This is a genomic window from Affinundibacterium seohonense (assembly GCF_014284305.1).
GTDB lineage: Bacteria > Pseudomonadota > Gammaproteobacteria > Burkholderiales > Burkholderiaceae_D > Undibacterium > Undibacterium seohonense.
The window spans coordinates 141154-163972 of the sequence record NZ_JACOFW010000006.1 but is presented as its reverse complement, the minus strand read 5'-3'; the positions used below and the strand labels follow the sequence as shown (position 1 = coordinate 163972).

Genomic DNA, 22819 nt, shown 5'->3' with positions numbered 1-22819 from the left:
TGAATACAAATAATTCTATCTTGTCGACCTTACGTCCTGCAGTGATGCTGTTTGTGGGACTGACGGTAGTAGTAGGAATTGCTTATCCACTAGCCATGACAGGCATCGCGAAAGTCGCCTTTAACGATCAGGCAGAAGGCAGTTTGATCGTCAAAGATGGCAAAGTGGTCGGCTCTAGTTTAATCGGTCAATCCTTTAGCTCCCCTCAATTTTTCTGGGGGCGTCCTTCTGCGACAGGTCCGATGGCGAACAATGCTGTCAATTCTAGTGGCTCGAATTTAGGCCCGACCAATGCGTCGCAGTTGGAAAATGTGAAAGCCCGTGTTGAGGCTTTGAAAGCTGCTGATCCAAGCAATACAGCAGCTATTCCGGTTGACTTAGTGACCGCTTCAGCCAGCGGCTTAGATCCAGAAATCAGCTTAGCAGCTGCATATTATCAAGTTCCAAGAATTGCGCGTGAGCGTAAAATGGCGGAGACTCAGGTACGCGCATTAATCGAACAATTCTCCCAGAAGCCTGTTATGGGCTTGTTTGGCGAACCGCGTGTGAATGTCCTGCAGTTGAATCTAGCACTCCCGCAATCTAAGTAATTAGTTAAATCGACGACACGCAAATTGTTATGGGAATCAACACCGACCAACGCCCCGATCCTGATGTCCTGCTCGCGCATGTGCAGGCGCAGGAACGGCGTGCAACACGTGGCAAATTACGCATCTATTTTGGCGCCTCCGCTGGGGTCGGCAAAACTTATGCGATGCTATCTGCTGCGCATAAACTGCTGAAAAATGGTGATGAAGTCTTGGTCGGTGTGATCGAAACCCATGGTCGTGATGAGACTGCAGCGCTATTGGATGGATTGGAAGTCTTGCCTCTGAAAGCGATTAGCTATCGTGACAAGACTTTGAAAGAGTTTGACATCGATGCAGCCTTAGCACGCAAGCCTGCATTGATTTTGATGGATGAGCTCGCACATTCGAATGCGCCTGGTTCGCGTCATCCTAAGCGCTGGCAAGATGTTGATGAATTGTTAGATGCCGGTATCGATGTGTTTACCACCGTGAATGTCCAGCATTTGGAAAGCCTGAATGATGTAGTTGGTGGCATCACCGGTATACGTGTCGCAGAGACTTTGCCTGATAAGATTTTTGATGACGCCGATGAAGTGGTGTTGGTAGATATTCCTGCCGATGAATTACTCGCTCGTTTAAAATCGGGTCGCGTCTACAAAATTCAGCAAGCCGAGCGTGCCGCGAAGAATTTTTTCCGCAAAGGCAATTTAATCGCTTTACGCGAACTCGCCTTACGCCGTACCGCGGATAGAGTCGAAGATGATGTCCAAGCCTATCGCATAGAAAAATCGATTAACGCAGTATGGAAGACGGATGCTGCCTTGTTGGTCTGCATAGGACCACAAGCCAACGCCGATCATGTGGTGCGCAGTGCGGCGCGTCTGTCTAAACAAATGAATGCGGAATGGCAGGCAATTTATATTGAGACTCCTTCGCTACAAAAATTGCCAGCGTCGGCACGCGAACGTATTTTAAAGAATCTAAAACTGGCACAAGATTTAGGTGCCAAAACGGCCGTCTTGACGGGCAATGATATTGCGCAAACCGTCGTCGATTATGCCAATCAGTACAATTTTTCACGCATCGTGATTGGCCGTCGCAAAGCCGTATTCAACTGGCGCACCACCTTGGCGCAGCAGTTGGCGGCACGTGCCCATAATCTGGATTTGATTGAGATAGGCGGCGAATCGAATCAGCTTGAAACTAACCAAGACTCGCGCGCCTCAGAAACCAATGCAATGCCGACCGAAAACGGTAATGTAGGCAAACGACGTGCAATGCGCTACGCGCATGCGGCGCTCGCCAGCGTCATCACTGCGTTGGTGGCAACGCCTTTACTCGCGATATTTAATCTCGTCAATATCGCGATGCTATTCCTGCTGACGGTGGTGTTGGTCGCAGTACGATTTGGTCGTGGTCCTTCAGTCCTGGCGACGGTGGTGGGTGTATTGGCGTTTGATTTTTTCTTCGTGCCACCGCGTTTTTCATTCGCCGTTAGCGATCTGCAATATGTCATGACTTTTGGCGTCATGCTCGCAGTCGGTTTAATTACAGGGCATTTGACCGCCGGCCTCCGATATCAAGCCAAAGTGGCATCGCATAGAGAGGCGCGTTCATTGGCTCTGTATGAATTCGCGCGTGATTTGTCAGGCTTCTTGCAGAGCGAGCAAATCACCGAAGCTACGCAAGCGAAAATACAAAGTGCCTTTCGTGCAAAAGCTATTTTGTTACTTCCTGATGATGAAGGGCGCATGCAATTGCCAGAATCCGCCGCGACTGGTTTAGATATGGGTATTGCGCAATGGGCGTTTGACAAAGTCGAAGCAGCTGGAATCAGCACGGATACTTTACCTTCGAGTCCGTACTTCTATTTGCCTTTGGTTGCACCGATGCGTACGCGCGGTCTGCTGGCGATTGCACCAGAAAATCGTAGTTGGATTTTGATCCCAGAACAACGTCAACAACTCGATACCTTCGCCGCCTTGGCAGCGATTGCCTTAGAGCGCGTGCACTACATTGAGATTGCACAAGGCGCTTTACTTCACATGGAATCGGAACGTCTGCGCAATTCCTTGTTGGCGGCGTTATCGCATGATTTACGCACACCCTTGACTTCGATAGTCGGTATCTCCGAAGCACTGAGCACATCGAAACCCGAACTTAGTCATAAACAACAAGACATGACGCAAGCGCTGTACGCTGAGGCACTGCGCATGAGTGCCCTGGTCGCCAATTTGCTAGATATGGCTCGCATACAAAGTGGCGAGGTGAAATTGGATTTGCAGTGGCAACCTTTCGAGGAAGTAGTAGGTAGCGCGATACGTATCAGCACACCGCAACTGAAAGAACATCAAGTGCAAACCCTGCTGGCGAACGACTTACCACTAGTGAATTTTGATGCGGTCCTGATAGAACGCGTTCTCTGTAATTTGTTAGAAAACGCGGCGAAATATACGCCAGAAGGTTCACGCATTACATTGAACGTGAATCTTCTAGAGTGCGATCTCCAAGTGATGGTCTATGATAACGGACCGGGTTTGCCGGTGGGTAAAGAAGAAGCCATTTTCGAAAAATTTACCCGTGGCGAGCGTGAATCGTCGAAGCCAGGTGTTGGCTTAGGTTTAGCGATTTGCCGCGCGATAGTAGAAGCGCATCATGGTCACATACGTGCGGCGAAGTCACCGGATGGCGGTGCTTGTATTTTATTTACTTTGCCTTTAGGCGTGCCACCACAAATGCCGGATTTTGAATTGATGAATGCCTTGCACACAGAGCTGCCATTAGCCATAGTCGTTGAAGGACAGGAACAACAATGAGTCAAGCTATGAAAGACCCTAACGTCAGCACGCCGAGCGCGCTCTTAGTCGAAGATGAGCCGCAGATCCGTCGTTTTGTGCGTTCTGCTTTGGAAGAAGAAGGCTGGCAGGTCAATGAATCGGGCACTTTGCAACGGGGATTGATTGATGCTGGCACGCGCCAACCGGATCTGGTAATACTTGATCTGGGTTTGCCCGATGGCGACGGGATTGATTTCATCAAAGATGTACGTCGCTGGTCTAGCGTGCCAATTATCGTCTTATCAGCACGGGTCAGTGAAGTCGAAAAAATTCGTGCACTCGATGCCGGTGCCGATGATTATCTTACCAAACCATTTGGGATCGGTGAGTTGCAAGCGAGGGTTCGAGCGACCTTGAGACGGCAGCGTCAACCGGGTGTTGACCTGAGTGGCATCGTGCAATTTGGTGATGTGAAGATCGACATGAAGGCGAGATTGGTGACCAAAGCGGATGAAGTCGTGCACCTGACGCCGACTGAATTTAGACTACTGAATGTCTTGGTTAGCAGTGCCGGCAGAGTCGTGACCAACCCGCAATTGCTCAAGGAAGTCTGGGGGCCATCGCATGGCGAAAGCGGTCATTATCTCAGGATATACATGCGTTATCTGAGGCAAAAATTAGAAGACGATCCTACCCAGCCAAAGTACTTGTTAACCGAAACTGCAGTCGGATATCGTCTGATGCTTCCGCATTAGCTAGCCACAAATCAACACCTCAATGCGTAGAAATCGACGATCAATTGATCAGTCGATAGGGCTTGTGTACGCCTAATTTTTGTAGCATCGATAATCCGATAGGTCGAAGCGATTGAAGTACAACAGGGAATAGACGTACCGTAAATGTCGTCATTCCCGCGTGCTGTTAGCGGGAATCCAGTGGCGTTGCTTGATCAACGAAAAACACTGGACTCCTGCCAACGCAGGAGTGACACAGTAAAAAAGTATTTATGTACTTGCTGAACACTGATTCAACAAGAACATTCACCAGAACGACATGGTCGTTAATTTGAAAGGAAGTAAGATGAAAAAAGTATTATTAGCAGCAGCAATGGCGACTTTGTTTTGCAGTCAAACTGCGCAAGCACAAGACGCAGCACCAACGGTGAAGCCAGAGCATGAAGTTAGCTTTAACGCGGCATTGGCGTCAGACTACCGTTATCGTGGTATTTCACAAACACGCTTGCAACCAGCCCTGCAAGGCGGTACAGATTATGTGAATAATCCATCAGGCTTGTATGCAGGCGCATGGGCGTCCACTATCAAATGGACCAAAGACGCTGGCGGTGGTGGTAGTGTAGAAGTGGATTTGTATGCGGGAAAACGCGGCTCCTTGACTAGCGATTTCAGTTATGACGTTGGTGTCTTGACCTATGTGTATCCGTCCAATGGCTTGGCGGTGAGTGCAAATACGACAGAGATTTATGGTCAGCTCAACGATGGTCCAGCGTATGTGAAATACTCGCGCGCGACGACAAATTTGTTTGGCTTTGCGAATAGCAAAAACAGCGGCTACCTGGACCTCGGTGCGAATATTGAGATTGACAGTGGCTTGGTGTTGAACTTACATGCAGGTCATCAGCAAGTGAAGAACAACAGTATTTCTGCCTATACCGATTGGAAAGTTGGCGTCACCAAGGATTTTGGTGTCCTCAGTGCGTCTTTAGCTCTGATAGGCACGAATGCCAGCGAGATTGCTTATGCCTCACCAGCGAACGGAAAATTTTTGGGTAAAACTTCAGTTATAGCGATGTTGAGTAAGACATTCTAAGGCTGGAGGGCATCTTGTCGATTGCCGAATACATTCAACGATTCGCCACACATAGACGTCTAGTCCGGTATCTATCTGGCGAATCGTGAGTGCTTATCTGATACTCCTCACAACCAGCCAGATTTCCTGAAACGATAGTAGAGATAAGCACAAACGCTAATCATCGAGCCTAGTGCGACGGGGTAGCCATATACCCATTTGAGTTCTGGCATGTGTTCAAAATTCATACCCCAGATCCCGGCGAAAGCAGTTGCTACCGCGAAGATGGCCGCCCATGCTGCGAGCCGTTTGTTGACTTCACTTTCGTCGATATTCACCAGCGATAAACTTACCTGTATTGCCGTACTGATGGTGTCGCGAATCGACTCGATCGAGGTGTTGATTCGGTACAAATGATCCTGTACATCACGGAAATATTCTTGCGTGCCGACGCAGATCGGTGGAACTCGGCCACCGTCGAGCTTGCTGACCGCTTCTAATAGCGGTGCAACCGCATGTTTCAACATCATGACTTTGCGTTTGAGTTGATACAGTTGTTCCACATTCAAACGGTGCGAACCTTGTGTGAAAATGTGATCTTCTATCGTTTCTAATTCAGATTCCAAGGCGTCGACCACTGGAAAATAGCGATCCACGACGGCATCCATCAGCGCATACAACACAAAGGCAGAACCTTTCGTCAAGTGATGCGGTTCTAGTTCACAGCGTGCACGCACACCGAGAAAACCTTGTTGGCAGCGATTGCGGATGGAAAGTACATAATTCTCACCGACAAAAACGTCCACCTCACCTAAGGATAGTTCACCATCGATCATTTCAACAGTCTGCATTACGGCGAAAAGGGAATTGCCATACTCTTCGATTTTAGGACGTTGGTGACCTTTCATCGCATCCTCGACTGCCAATTCATGTAAGCCAAATTCGTCTTGCATCTCCGTGAGCTCATGCGTTTCCGCGTCTTTGAGCGCGACCCAGACGAAGCAGTCACTGCGTTTGACGTAGTCACTAATGTCCTCGACCAGAATATCGGCGAGTTTTTTGCCTTCTTGGTAGGCGACGCAATTGATTAACATAAGTGACTTTATCTTCTTGTAATGAGCTGCGGTTGGTTGAGTCGCGTCAGTATGCCTTTCCGCATACGAGACTTTACTGGTCGTGAATTGTAATCTAGGGAGACGTATCTCGTGTCGACTTTACGCTGCGAATTGGTGTCGGCCTGTGGATGGAGGTAAGGCAAAATTCAGATGATGGCACCTGTATCCAATGGTTAATCGATGTCATCATCCTGTTAGAAAGACACATTATATTTTTTCATTTCATATACTTAAGTTTTATTGCTGATAGACGTAAAGTTTGCAAAATGCGAGATCTAACAAGCAGTTGAACAACACAAACAACTGATTGTAGGCAATATTTTTATAGAAATAGCTAGAAACAAGCACTTCGCCTTTAGAATCGCTGATTCGAAGTCGACTTGTGAGTTTTCTCCTGATCGCCAAAACCCGATGACCAAAGCCATACTCTCCAATTTGCAATACAAGATGTTGATGCTGACGCTGCTTGCAGTCTTTGGTGTCCTAGACTTGTGGGCGAGTAGTTTTTGGCAGAACAAAGGCGTTCCACATATCGCAGCAGAAATTGGCGCAACATTTGGCGCACCAAATCGTGATTATCGTTTGCCGATTGAGCAACTAAAGCCAGAATCAAGCTTAAGTGCGTTAGGCGCACAGCGCGGCGATCTTGTGAAATTTGACCATGTCGGAGATCAGGCTCGATTGCTGACGATGGCGGATCAGATTGGTCTGCGTTTGTATCGGGCTGGCGCTAATTCTGATCAAGGCGAGCATCATCAGTTGGCGGTCATTCCTAAAAATTTGCACCACGCCGATATCTGGTCGGCCGTAGCTTTGCTCCAGTTTGCCACCACCTTTATCGCCATTTTTATTATTAGTATGCTGGTGTGTCGACATGCCAATAGTGTTCCAATGCGAGCATTGGCGATCGCGATGATGGCGATTATTCCTGATACGTTCATCATTTATTTTCCTGGTGGCGCCTTACAAGACTTTTTGACTTTGTATGTGTTCCCAATTGAACTCTTTGTTGGCTACGTTTTCTTTACCTATTTCTGTTTGGTATTCCCCGAAAGTCGACCACACTGGCGTTTGCCCGCAGTGCGGGTGGTGTTTTATCTGTATGCGCTGTGCTTTGCCAGCTATACCTTTTGTCATATTTTTTTAAAGCTGGAATTGCTGCCATGGGAATTGCGCGAATGGTTGAATATGCGCTTGTGGCGTCGTGCTTTAGCAGTGACCTCCGTGATTTTTTCTTTGGGGGCACTGGCGATTTCTTGGCGAGTCAGTAGTGGCATCACTCGTCAGCGTCTGGCATGGATAGGCTTTTGCATGAGCCACATCTATACGATTTACTTATTCTATAACTTGGTGCGGATTGTCGATGAGGAATCTGCACTGGCGTACTTCGAGCTGGTTATCACCTTCATTATTTTCTCGGCCTACGGTGGCTTGGGCTATGCTTTATTGCGTAATCGCTTATTTGATTTTAGTTTTGCCTTGAATCGCTTTAGTGTGTATGGCTTACTAAGTCTAGGTTTGTTTGCGTGCTTAGTCGCTATGCAGCTACTCATTGAGCCATATCTGCTCTTGGATACGCGTTGGAAAACGCTTATGTTTGACGCCGTATGCGCTGCCATTTTATTGGCCGTATATAAGCCTTGGCGCGAGTTTTCGGAACGCTTGGTGCGCACGTGGTTATATCCTAAATGGCGGATGCAGGAAGAGGCTTTGCAAATTGTGGTGGCGAATGCTGCCAATATTCAGGGGCAGGATCAATTGCTTGCGCACTATTTGGGTGCTTTTCATGCCTATACCGGTGGGGCGCATAGTGCAATTTATACCTATCACGACGGCTACTGCCGAAAAATCGCGGGGGATTTCGAACAAGCACCGGATAAAATCTATGCGCTCGGTGGTGATTTGGCGCGAATTCTGACGGCAAAATTGCCGCCTTCTTTATTCGATGTCGCCGGTGAAAATGCGATCTTGGTGCCCGTCACCCATCGTGGTAATTTGACTGGTATGTTATTGGTTGGTGGTCGTCCTGATTTTAATCAGTATCGTCCTGATGAAATTCGCACCATTGTGCAGACTGCCGCCTCCCTCGATCAAGATTTGCAAGCCGAAGCGCAGCGTTCGCATCAGCAAATGCTAGCCGAAAAAATTGCTGCAGAGTTGCAAGCTCGTGAAGCTGCCGAATTGGCGAATCAGGCGAAGAGCTCTTTTTTGGCGACCATGAGTCACGAAATTCGTACTCCCATGAATGCGATCATCGGTTTAGCCTATCTGACTTTACGTTCGGATTTGAGCGCGAAGCAAAGAGATGATGTAAATAAAATTCAGGACGCTGGAAATGCTTTATTAGGCATCATCAATAATATTTTGGATTTCTCCAAAATCGAAGCTGGGAAGATGGAGATCGACTACAGCCCATTTTCTTTGGATGATGTGATCAATCATGTAACCACCGTCACTGCGCAAAAAGCCGAAGAAAAAGGTTTGCGTCTGCACATAGATTTACCTGAACACATCCCAAGGTTCTTGGTCGGCGATGCGATGCGTTTGAGGCAAATTTTAATCAATTTGGTGAATAACGCGATTAAATTTACCGAACACGGGCAAGTGCGTTTAAGTGTCCGCCAGGACGACGCGGTTAACGCGCTTCTGGCTAAGCGTTTGTTGTTGCACTTTGCTATACATGACACCGGTATTGGTATGAGTCAAGATCAACTTAGCCGCCTGTTTTCTGCCTTTACGCAAGCTGATAGTTCGACCAGTCGGCGCTTTGGTGGTACGGGTCTGGGATTATCGATCTCGCATCAATTAGTCGATTTGTTGGGCGGGCAAATTCGGGTTAACAGTGAACCAGAAGTGGGTTCGTGTTTCGAATTTACTTTGCCATTTGAGATTTGTAGCGAGGCGACTTTACAGCAGATGGGACGGCGCATTTCCGATGCACTGCAGAGTTATCGCGATACGATGGTGTTGCTGGTCGAAGATAATGAAATTAATCAACAAATCGCCGTTGAATTATTAGCGACAGTGGGGATACAAGTCGCGATCGCGAGTAGCGGACAACAAGCCCTGACGCAATTGGAGCAATCTGCACCGGATAAATTTGATCTGGTCTTGATGGACTTGGAAATGCCGGGCATGGATGGTCATCAAGCTACGCTGCAGATCCGTCAGCAGCCAAAGTATCACGGTCTGCCCATTATTGCGATGACGGCCCATGCGATGGCCGATGTCAGACAACAATGCATGGATGAAGGGATGCAGGATTTCTTGTCGAAACCTGTCCAGCCGACTGCCCTATTTAGTACTCTCACACGTTGGTTGGCACATAAACATCAGAGCACCGGAGCGCATGACTTACAACAAGAGTTGGCTAGTTATGGCAATCCGCCAGCATCGGACAATCCCCAGGCGATCATGGCGTTTCATGGCTGGCGGCACATCGATACCGAACTCGGTTTGAGTTTAATGATGGGGAAGCAGGATTTGTATCGCCAAGTATTAAGCCGTTTTCGGGATGGACAATCCAGCACAGCCCAGTACGTACATGAGGCACTGAGCGCTTTCGATGATGAGCGTGCGCTGTTTCTAATCCACACGTTAAAAGGACTGGCTGGCAGTATCGGTGCCCGTCAATTGCAAGCGGAGGCTTTGCAGTTAGAAAATGGGATTGAGTCCATGCAATCGGGTCAGACTTCGCGCCAGGACTGCATGGCATTACATGCGCAATTAGAAATCGCACTACATGATGTACTACAGGAGTTACATCACAACATTCCAGAAGCAAGTAAGGTCGAGACTGAGCTTACTCCACTTGACGAAGTCAGTCGCGAACAAGTCTTACTCAAATTGGATCAGCTGGTCGAACTTTTGAATACTTCCAGTGGCGATTGCCCGCAATTCTTAACTGAGCATCGCAGGGTCTTGAGTGTGCTATTGGATGAGTCGGTGCTTTTACAGCTTGCGCGTTACATCGACGACTACGCTTACGATGAGGCCTTGTCGTTATTGCAAAGTGGCCAAACCCAGGCATCCTCTGATTTCGCCTGATGGTAAACTTAGACCTATTCCTATCACTTTACTTGATAGGCCAATTGCGAGGTCGTATTTCTCAAATGTAGTTCGCTGGCTTACACTAGACACTTCTTTTGTGTTTCACCTGAATGAACTAATCTATGAATCCAGCAGTTAGCAATACCTCGAAAGCATCCACGGCTTATAGCGCACGTAGCCAAGCGATTGAGCCCTTTCATGTGATGGCCTTATTAGCGCGTGCAAATGAATTGCAAGCCGCTGGGCATGACGTGATCCACCTAGAAATCGGCGAGCCGGATTTTGTCACCGCAGCACCTATTATTGCGGCTGGTCAAGCGGCCTTGGCGAACGGCCATACACGTTACACGGCCGCCCGTGGCTTGCCACAATTGCGTGAGGCGATTAGTGGTTTTTATCAGCAACGCTATGGTGTGCAGATTGATCCAAAACGTATCTTGATTACTCCGGGCGGTTCTGGGGCGTTGTTATTGGCTACTAGTTTATTAGTTGATCCCGGCAAGCATTGGTTAATGGCAGACCCCGGTTATCCCTGTAATCGCCATTTTCTGCGTTTGATTGAAGCCTCAGCACAACTGGTGCCAGTCGGCGCAGAAGTGCGTTATCAACTGACGCCAGAATTGGTGGCGCAACATTGGCAAGACAATAGTGTGGGTGCCTTAGTCGCATCGCCTGCCAATCCAACTGGGACTGTGCTTAGTCGTGAAGAATTGCGCGCCTTGTCACAAGCAATCCATGCTCGTGGTGGACATTTGGTCGTGGATGAAATTTATCATGGTCTCACTTACGGCATCGATGCTAGTAGTGTTTTGGAAGTTGATAATGATGCTTTTGTTCTCAATAGTTTTTCTAAGTATTTTGGTATGACAGGCTGGCGTTTGGGATGGTTAGTGGCGCCGGAAGACGCCGTGCCTGAGTTAGAGAAGCTAGCCCAAAATTTGTATATCAGCGCACCAAGTGTGTCGCAATATGCTGCGCTTGCCTGCTTTGAACCTGCGACCATCGACATTTTCGAACAGCGTCGTCATGCTTTTTCACAAAGACGAGATTTTTTGTTGCCAGCACTGCGTCAATTAGGATTTAACATCGCGGTCGAGCCAGAAGGTGCATTTTATCTGTATGCCGACATCTCTAAATTTGGTGGTGATGCCTACGCATTTTGTCAGCATTTCTTGGAAACGGAATTCCTTGCATTTACCCCGGGTTTAGATTTTGGACACTACAAAGCACAGCAATATGTGCGCTTTGCTTACACCCAAGATTTGCCGCGCCTACAGCAAGCGGTTGACCGTATCGCGCGGGGTTTACAGAGTTGGCGCGTAAAGATGTCTTAGCTTGCTTTGCAATTTGGTCTCACCATGACTATCCTGTAAGCTGACTATTCAGAATAGTGTATGGACATTAATCGCATTTCAGCTAGTTCCACATTCTCATTTGATTCCGCCAAAGCGAAACCTTTGGCGGGGACGACTGCGCAAACCAATGGTACCGAGACACAAGACACTAGTGACAACAAGGCACTGGTGGAGAAAGAAAAGTCCAGGGCATTAAGTGAAGCCGATGCAGCTCAGTTGACCAAACTACAAGCGCGGGATCGGGCGGTGCGTCAACACGAAATGGCACATCTTGCGGCCAGTGGTGCGTTAGCAACTTCGGGCGCGAGCTTTACCTATCAAAAAGGGTCGGACGGCGTGAGCTATGCGGTCGGAGGTGAAGTCGGTATTGATACCTCTCCAGGAAGTACGCCCGAAGATACGATTGCTCGTGCCAGACAAATTCAAGCGGCTGCTCTGGCGCCTGCTGATCCCTCTGGACAAGATCGTGCGGTTGCTTCACAAGCGGCACAAATGGAAATCGTAGCGCGTACCCAATTAGCTGCGCAATCTGGTGCTGATAGCGGCAATACTGAGGCCAGAGAGCAAGCCATTAAAGTGCAACGAGCTTACAGCGAGCCTGTGACTGAATCATTGATTAACGTTTATGCCTAAATCTCTTAGCGCCAGAAAATCATGTATCATTTTTTATGATACCCCTATTTTTATTCCGTATTTTTCAAACAACGCCGTTCTCACTACACTGTGAACACAGCAGATTTCAAAGGAAGTCGAGAAAGCGCTGCAGCGAATGGGTGTGGTCTCCATCCCAGAATTTCGAAAGCTTTCTTTGATGTCTCCGATTCAGATTTGTCTGAAACCAAGTTGGAACTAATTAGAAGTATTAAAACCTGATTCTCAAGCGACTCGAAAGTGCGGTGCGGACAATTAGGTTTTAAGAAACTTCTAAAGAAGATTGCCTGAAGTATTGGCGTCGCAGTACGGAAACTCAAATGTTTGAGGCGTCGTTCCCGCGAAGGCGGGAACCCAGTGTCGTGTAGTTAGAATTCACTGGATCCCTGCCTACCTAGGGATGACATCGCAGCGTTTTGCTATAAAGTGAGTGGAATTACGGCGGTTTTTCTTGGGTATCAGACCTGAATTGAATTAAAATGGCTGCCATCTCAGCCGATGCAACTTGAACTTATGGCGATTACCTTCCCATAAGCTCAGAACAGACTTGTGTCTTACCGGACGCAGCCCAAGTTCTTTGCACACAAAAATCACAAATTTTTTGGAGCTCTACAATGTCATCCGACACAGCAATGAAATCTGCTGGTCTGGTGGAAGCGTCTTCGCTTTCGTCCGCCTCAGCATCTGAAACAAATTCAGCAACATCCTCCGACGTCAACGCAACTAGTGCTTTAGCGCCAGTCACTCTCGACGACAAATACACATCAAACACCGGCACGATTTTCTTATCAGGCATTCAGGCATTAGTGCGCTTGCCGATGATACAAAGACAGCGTGATCTCGCCGCTGGCTTGAATACAGCTGGTTTCATCTCAGGATATCGCGGTTCACCGCTCGGAGGTTTGGATGAAACTTTGTGGAAAACCAAAAAACTTCTCGAACAAAATCACATCAAGTTTGTACCAGGCGTTAACGAAGATCTCGCCGCCACCGCGGTGTGGGGCACGCAAACCGTCGACCTGATCGGCCCGGCGAAATACGATGGCGTGTTCGGTTTGTGGTACGGCAAAGGCCCAGGCGTTGATCGTAGTGCCGACGTCTTTAAACACATGAATCATGCGGGTACCTCGAAACATGGTGGCGTGATCTTGGTCGCTGGTGACGATCACGGTGCTTATTCTTCGACCTTGCCACATCAGTCGGATCACATTTTTTCCGCCTGCATGATCCCTATGTTGTATCCCGCCAATGTGCAGGAATACTTAGACCTGGGTTTGCATGCGTGGGCAATGTCGCGCTTCTCTGGCTGTGCAGTGGGCTTCAAAGCCTTGGCCGACACTGTTGAATCCACTTCCTCAGTTGACGCTGATCCTTTCCGTCTGAAAATCACAATTCCAGAAGATTTCGTGATGCCAGAAGGCGGCCTCAATACCCGCCTGTCACTCGACACCTTAGGCATACAAGCGCGTAAGCAAGAAGCCTTGATGCAAGATTACAAAATCTATGCGGCTTTGGCGTATGCGCGAGCGAATAAACTCAATCATGTCACGATTGATAGTCCGCACGCTAAACTCGGTATCGTCGCTTCAGGCAAGTCTTATCTCGATGTCTTGGAAGCGTTTGAAAATCTCGGCATCGACGAACAAATGGCGGCGGATATAGGTATTCGCTTGTACAAAGTGTCTATGCCTTGGCCTCTGGAACCGGACGGTGTACGTGAATTTGCGCAAGGCTTGGATGAGATCTTGGTAGTCGAAGAAAAACGCCAAATGGTCGAGTACCAACTCAAAGAACAACTCTACAACTGGCGCGATGATGTGCGTCCACGCGTAATCGGTAAGTTCGACGAAAAAGGTGAATGGGTTGCCCCGCGTGGTGAATGGCTGTTGACATCGAAAGCCGATTTCTCAGTATCGCAAATCGCTCGCGTGATCTCCGCACGTATCGCACGCTTCCACACCAGTGATTTGATCAAAGCACGTTTGGCCTTCCTCGAAGCGAAAGATGAAGTGTTGAACAAACAAGTCAACACGCCAGCACGTCCAGCTTACTATTGCTCAGGTTGCCCGCACAACACGTCGACAAAAGTACCAGAAGGCAGTTTGGCATTAGCCGGTATCGGTTGCCACGTCATGGCGACGGCAATTTACCCTGAATTCAATAAGTTGACGACGCACATGGGCGGCGAAGGCGCACCGTGGATAGGTCAAGCAGCGTTCTCGACTTTGCCGCATGTGTTCCAAAATCTCGGTGATGGTACTTACTTCCATTCCGGTTATTTGGCGATCCGCGCTGCGGTCGCGGCGAAGGTCAACATCACATACAAGATTTTGTATAACGATGCAGTGGCGATGACAGGTGGTCAGCCCGTCGACGGTACGATTAGCGTACAAATGATGGCACAACAAATGGCAGCCGAAGGTGTGAAGCGCATCGCCTTGGTGACAGAAGATTTAACACGTTACACAGATCGCAGTGGCTTACCAGCGATCATCACTTTGCACGATCGCAAAGATATGGATGCAGTACAACGCGAGCTGCGCGAAATCGAAGGCGCAAGTGTCTTGATCTACGATCAAACCTGTGCCGCTGAAAAACGCCGTCGCCGTAAAAAAGGTCAATTCCCCGATCCAAATCAACGCATGTTCATCAACGAAGCGGTATGTGAAGGTTGCGGCGATTGCGGTGTGCAATCGAACTGTACTTCCATCATGCCAGTGGAAACGGAATTTGGTCGCAAGCGTGCGATCGATCAGTCTTCCTGCAATAAGGATTATTCCTGCGTCAAAGGTTTCTGCCCAAGCTTCGTCACGGTAGAAGGCGGAAAACTAGTGAAGTCAAAAACCGGCGTAGCTAAGACCGATGACTTCGGCGATCTGCCATTACCTGTTTTGCCAAGCTGCGACACCTCTTACAACATTTTGTTGAATGGTATCGGCGGCACGGGTGTGATTACAGTTGGTGCCTTGCTCGGTATGGCTGCGCATCTCGAAGGCAAAGTCGCTTCCGTGTTGGATATGACAGGCATGTCGCAGAAAAATGGTTCAGTGACATCCCATATTCGTATCGTCGAAAAAGTCAGCAAACTACGCGCGCAACGTATCCCGACAGGCGAAGCAGATCTGATTTTGGGTTGCGACATTTTGACCGCAGGTCAACATGATGCGATCTCCAAAATGCGCGCTGGCCGTACACGTGCGGTGATCAATACACATGAACAACCAACCGGCCCATTCGCTAAAAATCCTGATTGGCAGTTTCCATTAGAATCGACTGAGCGTTTGATCTCTGATTCTGTTGGCGGCAATGTGGATTTCGTCAATGCGACGAAACTCGCGACGGCTTTGATGGGCGATTCGATTGCCACCAATTTGTTCATCTTAGGTTTTGCTTTCCAAAAAGGCGCGATACCTTTATCCGAAGCGGCTTTGTTACGTGCGATTGAATTGAACGGCGTCGCGATCGAAGCGAACAAAAAAGCCTTCCTGTGGGGACGTAGAGCCGCAGTCGATCTGGCTCGCGTTGAAAAAATCGCGATCCCGGGTCAACCGGTTGTGATCCAGATGCCGCAAAGCTTAGACAGCATCATCAAACGTCGCGTCGCCTTTTTAACCGAGTACCAAGACGCCGCTTACGCAGCACAATACGAAGAACTCGTTAGCAAAGTGCGCGCAGCTGAAGAAAAAATCGGCGGGACTAAGTTAGCAACGGCAGTAGCAAAGTACGCCTACAAATTGATGGCGTACAAAGACGAATACGAAGTCGCACGTTTGTACACCAATGGCGAGTTTACTGAAAAATTGAAACAACAATTTGAGGGTGACTTCTCTGTGAAATTCAATTTGGCACCACCGCTGTTTTCAAAAAAAGATGGTCAAGGCCATTTGATCAAAGCGCAATATGGTTCATGGATGTGGCAAGCATTTAAATTGTTAGCGAAGTTTAAGGGTTTGCGTGGTACCAAATTAGATATCTTTGGCTATACCGAAGAACGTCAAAAAGAACGCGCTTTGATCACTGATTACCGCGATACGATCTTGTTCTTGCTGACGAAACTCAACGCTGACAATGTCGATCAAATCATCGCGATTGCGAGCTTGCCAGAAAAAATCCGTGGCTTTGGTCATGTGAAGGAAAAGGCTATGCAGGCTTATCATGTTGAAAAAGCGGCTTTGATGAATGCGCCTAGTAAACAGCAAGCAGCATGATTCTAAGCTCCCTCTCCCGCAAGCGGGAGAGGGTTGGGGTGAGGGTGGTTCAGAAGTCAAAAAGTTTATGAAAGCCGTGAAATCTCTTTAGTAACTGAAACAGCTTTTCTGAATGTATTTACTTAGCTGAACGCCCGTCAAAGCATGCTTTGACTCCCCAACCCTTCTCCCGCTCGCGGGCGAAGGGAGTGAAAACCAACACAAAACCACAATTAATAAGTGACGTGAACGTAAACGTAAATCGAAACGTCATATAATCGAAACCATCGAAAAAAGACGCCCAAACCATGCCACAAGCATCTAAGGAATAAAAATGACTGATCTATCCATCACCGAGAAGTTGACCGAATACAAACCTACCAACAAAGTCCGCTTTGTGACTGCAGCATCCCTGTTCGACGGCCACGACGCCTCGATCAATATCATGCGCCGTATCTTGATGGCGAATGGCGCAGAAGTCATCCATTTGGGACATAACCGTTCAGTAGAAGAAATCGTCACCGCAGCTTTGCAGGAAGACGCCCAAGGCATCGCGATTTCCAGCTATCAAGGTGGACACGTCGAGTATTTCAAATACATGATCGACCTGCTCAAGCAACGTGGCGGTGAACATATCAAAGTATTCGGTGGCGGTGGCGGCGTGATTGTGCCAGAAGAAATTGCGGATTTGCATGCTTATGGCGTCACCCGTATTTTCAGTCCAGAAGATGGTCAACGTATGGGTTTGGTCGGCATGATTTTGTCGATGATCCAAGCCTGCGACATCGATCTCTCACCATTCGCGCCAACCAGCTTAGAGGTGTTGCAACAAGGCGAACTCGCCGATAAACATCGCCCACTTGCGCAACTGATTACCGCATTAGAAAACGATAAAGTGGATGCAGCTTTGCGCGCGACCATTATCGAATCCGCAAAAGCCATCAAAACGCCAGCCTTTGGCATCACAGGTACAGGCGGTGCAGGTAAGTCTTCTTTAACCGATGAATTGATTCGTCGTATTCGCCTCGATCAAGATGATGAGTTGAATATCGCTTTGATCTCCATCGATCCATCACGCCGTAAATCCGGCGGTGCTTTACTGGGTGACCGTATTCGTATGAACGCGATCAACCCATGGAAAGGCAAAGTCAAAGTCTTCATGCGTTCTTTGGCAACACGTGAAGCAGGTTCTGAAATTTCTCAAGCTTTGCCAGATGTGATTGCTGCTTGCAAAGTGGCAGGTTTTGATTTGGTCATCGTTGAAACTTCAGGCATAGGTCAAGGCGACGCAGCAATTGTGCCGCACGTGGATTTGTCGATGTACGTGATGACACCAGAATTCGGTGCCGCTTCACAATTAGAAAAAATCGACATGCTTGATTTCGCTGATTTTGTTGCCATCAATAAGTTCGATCGTAAAGGTGCACAAGACGCGCAACGCGATGTGGCAAAACAATACCAACGCAACCGCGAAATGTGGACCAAGAAGCCGGATGAAATGCCTGTCTATGGCACACAAGCATCGCGCTTTAATGATGACGGCGTTACCGCTTTGTACCAAGGCATTTTGCCTGAGTTAGTCGCACGTGGATTGAAAGCCAAACCAAGTAAATTGGCCGTCGTTGCTTCCAAAATTTCTAGCGCAAAAAACGTCATCGTTCCACCAGCACGGACGCGTTACTTAGCAGAGATCGCCGACACAGTTCGCGCATACCATAAGCATACGTACAAACAAGTTGGCATCGCACGTGAACGTCAACAATTGCAAGCGACTAAACAGATGTTGACTGTCGCAGGCAAGAACGCAGATTTCGATGACTTAATTACAGAGCGTGATAACAAGCTCGATTCAGAATCCAAAAAACTAGTCGCCATGTGGCCAGACATGCAGAAGGCCTATGCCGGTGATGAATACGTCGTCAAAATTCGCGACAAAGAAATTCGTACGCAATTAGTCAGCAGCACTCTATCCGGTACAAAGATTCGCAAAGTCGCTTTGCCACGCTTTGAAGATCAAGGCGAAATCTTGCGTTGGTTGATGTTAGAAAACGTCCCAGGCTCGTTCCCATTCACCGCTGGCGTATTCGCCTTCAAACGTGAAGGCGAAGACCCAACGCGTATGTTTGCTGGTGAAGGCGATCCATACCGTACCAACCGTCGTTTTAAACTCGTATCGCAAGGCATGGATGCGAAACGCTTGTCGACCGCGTTTGACTCTGTGACTTTGTACGGTGCAGACCCCGCGATTCGTCCTGATATCTACGGCAAAATCGGTAACTCTGGCGTATCGGTTGCGACCTTGGAAGACATGAAAGTTCTCTACGATGGTTTCGATCTGTGCGATCCAGCCACATCGGTTTCCATGACCATCAACGGACCAGCACCAACGATTTTGGCCTTCTTCATGAACACAGCAATTGATCAGCAAATGGAAAAATTCCGCGTTGATAATAAGCGCGAACCAACCGCTGATGAAGCCGCAAAAATTCGCGCATGGGTGCTGATGAATGTACGTGGCACAGTGCAAGCCGATATTTTGAAAGAAGACCAAGGTCAAAATACCTGCATCTTCTCGACGGAGTTCTCACTCAAAGTCATGGGCGATATCCAAGAGTATTTCGTGCATCACCAAGTGCGTAATTTCTACTCTGTGTCCATCTCTGGTTACCATATTGCCGAAGCAGGTGCGAATCCAATTTCGCAATTGGCATTCACTTTGTCGAATGGATTTACCTTTGTGGAAGCCTACCTCGCTCGCGGTATGCATATCGATGATTTCGCAGCGAATTTATCCTTCTTCTTCAGTAACGGCATGGACCCAGAGTACACCGTACTCGGTCGCGTCGCACGTCGAATCTGGGCAGTCGCCATGCGTGATAAATATGGTGCAAACGATCGTAGTCAGAAGTTGAAATACCATATCCAAACTTCAGGCCGCAGTTTGCACGCACAAGAAATCGACTTCAACGATATTCGCACCACGCTGCAAGCTTTGATCGCGATCTACGACAACTGCAATAGCTTACACACCAATGCTTACGACGAAGCAATCACCACACCAACTGACGAATCAGTACGTCGCGCCTTGGCGATCCAATTGATCATCAACCGCGAATGGGGCTTAGCGAAAAACGAAAATCCAATTCAAGGCAGCTTCATCATCGAAGAGTTGACCGACCTGGTTGAAGAAGCGGTAATGCAAGAATTCGAACGCATCGCAGAACGCGGCGGTGTCTTGGGCGCGATGGAAACCGGCTACCAACGCGGCAAGATTCAAGAAGAGTCCATGCACTACGAACACCTGAAACACGACGGCACTTTACCTATCATTGGTGTCAACACCTTCCGCAATCCTAAAGGCGGCGAAGCACCACAGAAGATAGAATTGGCACGTTCCACTGATGAAGAAAAGCAATCGCAATTAACGCGCTTGGCAGACTTCCATCAACGTCACGCAGATGTTGCACCACAAGCGCTGGCAGCTTTGCAGCAAGCGGCGATTAACAATGAGAACGTGTTTGCGAAGTTGATGGAGGCTGCGCGTGTTTGTTCGCTTGGGCAGATTACTACTGCACTCTTCGAAGTGGGTGGGCAGTATCGTAGGAATATGTAGTAGAAGGATAGTTGGCGGGGAATCCTCGCCAACTATGGTTTAAAGCAATCTAGGCCCACTAAAGGCTAAGTCTTACTTTTAGAGAGACCCAAGGCAGAATAATGAGCGTTCGGGAAATCATAATTGGCTTGATATTTACAATCGCAGGATTATTGGGTTGCGTGGGAATGATTCGTGAGAACTTCGATGCAATTAATTCTGTGAATTGGATTCGGGTCGAGGGTGAAATTATAACGGCAAAATTAACACCCCCGCCGGGTAGGGGCGCGGTACAGGCAGTTTTTTTCTATGTATATGAAGTGAATCAAAAGAAAATTGTTAACTCAAGAATGACATTCAGCAGTTCGGCACCTGCGTCCCAAATGCTGGAAAAATATCCGTTATTTTCTACCGTGCCTGTTTATTACGATCCGGCTGATCCTGAGAAGTCGGTCGTTGAGCCTGGTTTCGAAGGAACATGGTTTGACTGCTTGTGGCCTCTACTGATGAGCTTGTTAGGGGCTTATGTGCTCTTTTTGAATTATAAGACATATGGACAAGTAGAACGGGAGCCAGCAATCTAGGGCAGGTGTAACCCCCGCTGTAATTCAATCTTAACGATTTATCGTTCGAAACTCTTCTCTCGCATCAACATCGCTGCATTTGAATTTTCTGCTGGCGAAGGTCGCATCCGTCCCTCGTTATCGATTTATATTTTCCGTAACGCCTCATTAAGAAACGGAATCACTCGCGCTCCATAAGCATCCGCCGCATCCCGATAAGCAAAAGTATGGTCGACACCGGGCAATATCATCAGCTCTGTTTTCGCCGCAGCACCGAAAGCGCGTTGTAGACGTTCGCCGAAATGTGGCGGTGTATAAATATCGGCGTCACCGTGTATCAGTAGCACCGAGGGATTTCCTTTGACCATTGCAGCTTGACGTTCTGGTCTGAGATTTCTTTCTAATGAAGGCCAGACGACTTGTGACATGCGGATTGCTGCGTTGGCGACAGGGTAGTGTTTCCAAAAATCAGGCAGGGTGGGGAAGGCGGCTTTTAGCACGGCTGCTTGGTATGGACTACCTTCTCATGTCAATGAACACAAAACTCTTGCCGCACCGAATGAAACGCCAAAATGATGATGTGGGCGATAATTTTTTTAGAATTTTATCTCTTAAATCATCGGACCCTACTCGCTTGCGATGGTGATAGAAAGCTTGGAATTGAACGTGCCGTTGACATTATGTCCTTTGCGGAAATGGGTGTTGGCGCAACGATTTCATCATAGGCGTTATCGGGCGCAGAGCTAGGCAGAAATACAGTGTTGGTGCATATGTCGCGATTCGCAACAAGCCGCTACGGATCAAGCGATTTTGTATACACCACATCCAATCAAGAGATCGCCAGCCAATGCTTCGACATAGGAGACCTTCTCATTCACCGACCCTGTGACAGGATGAATGGTTTGATAGTCCACCCATCCACTACCTTGATCGATACAGGCAAAACCGTCAGCAAGCAAGAGCTCCCACTGCAATCCTTGTACAAGTCGTAGGTGCTTCCCTGTCAAGCTGGGATTCGGGCCGAAAGCCGTGAAGATTCCCTTACGATTAAAAATGAACACGTACATATCGCGGTCAAAAAAATCACTTTGCTTATCTAGAAACTGTTGAACTGCAGATTCTAAGCCTCGTCGTTCAATCAGCGTCACAGCTTTCTTTACCATTGCACGCGCTTCATCGGCGCTACCTTGCTGCAATCGAATTGCCTGCGCAGATTCAGAAAGGAGCCGACTGCGTTCATCGATAGCCGAAGCAAATCGTACTGACTCTTCCACCATTTCGGCGTTTTTTTGCGTCAATTCATCGGCGCTTTTTACCGAAGTGGCGATCCGCGCCAAGCCTTCGGATTGTGCAAGGCTCTCCTGCGCGATGACATCGATTTGTTGCGTCAATTCCCGCACGTTGGTCACGATATCATGTAATGCATCGCCGACTTTCTCGATGCGGGTAACGCCAGTGGCAACTAGTTCAGTGGATTGTGCGATCAAGTTTTTAATCTGAGATGCGGAACTTGCGCTTCGTTGCGCTAAACTTCTAACCTCACTAGCAACGACAGCAAAACCGCGCCCTTGTTCGCCCGCACGCGCTGCTTCGACCGCCGCATTTAAGGCCAGAATATTGGTTTGAAAAGCGATACTATCAATGACCGCGATGATTTCGCTCATCTCTTTCGAGCTTAATTCAATTTTCCTGATTTGTTCGACTGCCTCGTGCATTAATATTTCACCCGATTCAGCTACCTGGCGCATCGCTTTTGATGATTGTTGCGCCTTCGTCGCGGCTTGTTCATTGGCCTGTGCCCGTGATAAATTTTGATCCACTTCTAGGCTAGCGACAGACAGGTTTTTTGCCTGCAATTGCGTGCGCTCGGCTAAGTCCTTCGTGCCGTTCGCTAGCGACTCCCCTGCGATTCCCACGATGGTTGCATGATTACGGATCTGGGCGACTTTATTTGAAAGGGATGTCACCATTGTGTTGAACGACAATCCAATACCAGTGCCAGTAACTGAACGCGACAAGTCACCAAGTGCAACCATCTGTAAAGCATCGTTAATATCCGCTATTTTTGATGCAGACTTGCTCTTGTTGAACCAACGATCGAATAGAGACATCTAGGGATTTCCTTTGGTCTGGAGCACCGGAGGCGCTTTGGTT

The 22819-nt window shown here is 48.3% G+C and carries 13 protein-coding genes; 10 read left to right on the top strand and 3 right to left on the bottom strand.

Features of this window, described 5'->3' with window-relative positions; all coding sequences use genetic code 11:
* Positions 1-17 precede the first annotated feature (17 nt).
* The 4 genes from kdpC to H8K52_RS07715 all read left to right on the top strand — a co-directional run bounded on the left by kdpC (position 18) and on the right by H8K52_RS07715 (position 5173).
* A complete protein-coding gene (kdpC, locus tag H8K52_RS07730) occupies positions 18-590 on the top strand; it encodes a potassium-transporting ATPase subunit KdpC (RefSeq protein ID WP_186922393.1) in 573 nt (190 codons plus the stop codon).
* Positions 591-619: 29 nt separating this feature from the next.
* The gene (gene kdpD, locus H8K52_RS07725) at positions 620-3385 is read left to right on the top strand and encodes a two-component system sensor histidine kinase KdpD (RefSeq protein ID WP_186922322.1); all 2766 of its coding nucleotides are present in this window, start codon (positions 620-622) and stop codon (positions 3383-3385) included.
* Positions 3382-4101: a two-component system response regulator KdpE gene (kdpE, locus tag H8K52_RS07720; protein WP_425507530.1), complete on the top strand. Its 720-nt coding sequence runs from the start codon at positions 3382-3384 to the stop codon at positions 4099-4101. Before kdpD ends, kdpE begins: the two co-directional genes overlap by 4 nt.
* Before the next feature lie 325 nt (positions 4102-4426).
* On the top strand, positions 4427-5173 hold the full coding sequence (locus H8K52_RS07715) for a TorF family putative porin (protein ID WP_186922321.1): 747 nt from the start codon (positions 4427-4429) through the stop codon (positions 5171-5173).
* Positions 5174-5280: 107 nt separating this feature from the next.
* On the opposite strand, the gene corA is transcribed toward H8K52_RS07715, so the two are convergent.
* Positions 5281-6246: a magnesium/cobalt transporter CorA gene (gene corA, locus H8K52_RS07710; protein ID WP_186922320.1), complete on the bottom strand. Its 966-nt coding sequence runs from the start codon at positions 6244-6246 to the stop codon at positions 5281-5283.
* A 432-nt stretch (positions 6247-6678) separates the two neighbouring features.
* On the opposite strand from corA, the gene H8K52_RS07705 reads away from it, so the two are divergent.
* The 6 genes from H8K52_RS07705 (at position 6679) to H8K52_RS07680 (ending at position 20686) form a co-directional block, all read left to right on the top strand.
* Positions 6679-10314: a hybrid sensor histidine kinase/response regulator gene (locus H8K52_RS07705; RefSeq protein ID WP_186922319.1), complete on the top strand. Its 3636-nt coding sequence runs from the start codon at positions 6679-6681 to the stop codon at positions 10312-10314.
* Between the two features lie 125 nt (positions 10315-10439).
* Complete coding sequence (locus H8K52_RS07700; protein ID WP_186922318.1) at positions 10440-11651, top strand: pyridoxal phosphate-dependent aminotransferase; 1212 nt, start codon at positions 10440-10442, stop codon at positions 11649-11651.
* A 60-nt stretch (positions 11652-11711) separates the two neighbouring features.
* Positions 11712-12305 carry a putative metalloprotease CJM1_0395 family protein gene (locus H8K52_RS07695; protein WP_186922317.1) on the top strand — a complete coding sequence of 198 codons (594 nt, stop codon included), beginning with the start codon at positions 11712-11714 and terminating at the stop codon, positions 12303-12305.
* A 632-nt stretch (positions 12306-12937) separates the two neighbouring features.
* Positions 12938-16531, top strand: a complete 3594-nt coding sequence (locus H8K52_RS07690) for an indolepyruvate ferredoxin oxidoreductase family protein (protein WP_186922316.1) — start codon at positions 12938-12940, stop codon at positions 16529-16531.
* A 313-nt stretch (positions 16532-16844) separates the two neighbouring features.
* The gene (icmF, locus tag H8K52_RS07685) at positions 16845-20123 is read left to right on the top strand and encodes a fused isobutyryl-CoA mutase/GTPase IcmF (RefSeq protein ID WP_186922315.1); all 3279 of its coding nucleotides are present in this window, start codon (positions 16845-16847) and stop codon (positions 20121-20123) included.
* 101 nt (positions 20124-20224) lie between these two features.
* Entirely contained in the window at positions 20225-20686 is a 462-nt protein-coding gene (locus H8K52_RS07680; RefSeq protein ID WP_186922314.1) for a DUF3592 domain-containing protein, read from the top strand.
* Positions 20687-20811: 125 nt separating this feature from the next.
* Here the strand turns inward: H8K52_RS07680 and H8K52_RS21250 are convergent, their stop codons facing one another.
* Both H8K52_RS21250 and H8K52_RS07670 read right to left on the bottom strand, forming a co-directional pair.
* Entirely contained in the window at positions 20812-21165 is a 354-nt protein-coding gene (locus H8K52_RS21250; protein WP_186922313.1) for an alpha/beta hydrolase, read from the bottom strand.
* A 300-nt stretch (positions 21166-21465) separates the two neighbouring features.
* Positions 21466-22776 carry a methyl-accepting chemotaxis protein gene (locus H8K52_RS07670; RefSeq protein WP_186922312.1) on the bottom strand — a complete coding sequence of 437 codons (1311 nt, stop codon included), beginning with the start codon at positions 22774-22776 and terminating at the stop codon, positions 21466-21468.
* Positions 22777-22819: the final 43 nt, after the last annotated feature.

Bases quoted from the DNA above. Each gene is read 5' to 3' on its own strand.
- kdpD (WP_186922322.1), top strand. From the start codon at position 620: ATGGGAATCAACACCGACCAACGCCCCGATCCTGATGTCCTGCTCGCG.
- kdpE (WP_425507530.1), top strand. From the start codon at position 3,382: ATGAGTCAAGCTATGAAAGACCCTAACGTCAGCACGCCGAGCGCGCTC.
- H8K52_RS07715 (WP_186922321.1), top strand. From the start codon at position 4,427: ATGAAAAAAGTATTATTAGCAGCAGCAATGGCGACTTTGTTTTGCAGT.
- corA (WP_186922320.1), bottom strand. From the start codon at position 6,246: ATGTTAATCAATTGCGTCGCCTACCAAGAAGGCAAAAAACTCGCCGAT.
- H8K52_RS07705 (WP_186922319.1), top strand. From the start codon at position 6,679: ATGACCAAAGCCATACTCTCCAATTTGCAATACAAGATGTTGATGCTG.
- H8K52_RS07700 (WP_186922318.1), top strand. From the start codon at position 10,440: ATGAATCCAGCAGTTAGCAATACCTCGAAAGCATCCACGGCTTATAGC.
- H8K52_RS07695 (WP_186922317.1), top strand. From the start codon at position 11,712: ATGGACATTAATCGCATTTCAGCTAGTTCCACATTCTCATTTGATTCC.
- H8K52_RS07690 (WP_186922316.1), top strand. From the start codon at position 12,938: ATGTCATCCGACACAGCAATGAAATCTGCTGGTCTGGTGGAAGCGTCT.
- icmF (WP_186922315.1), top strand. From the start codon at position 16,845: ATGACTGATCTATCCATCACCGAGAAGTTGACCGAATACAAACCTACC.
- H8K52_RS07680 (WP_186922314.1), top strand. From the start codon at position 20,225: ATGAGCGTTCGGGAAATCATAATTGGCTTGATATTTACAATCGCAGGA.
- H8K52_RS07670 (WP_186922312.1), bottom strand. From the start codon at position 22,776: ATGTCTCTATTCGATCGTTGGTTCAACAAGAGCAAGTCTGCATCAAAA.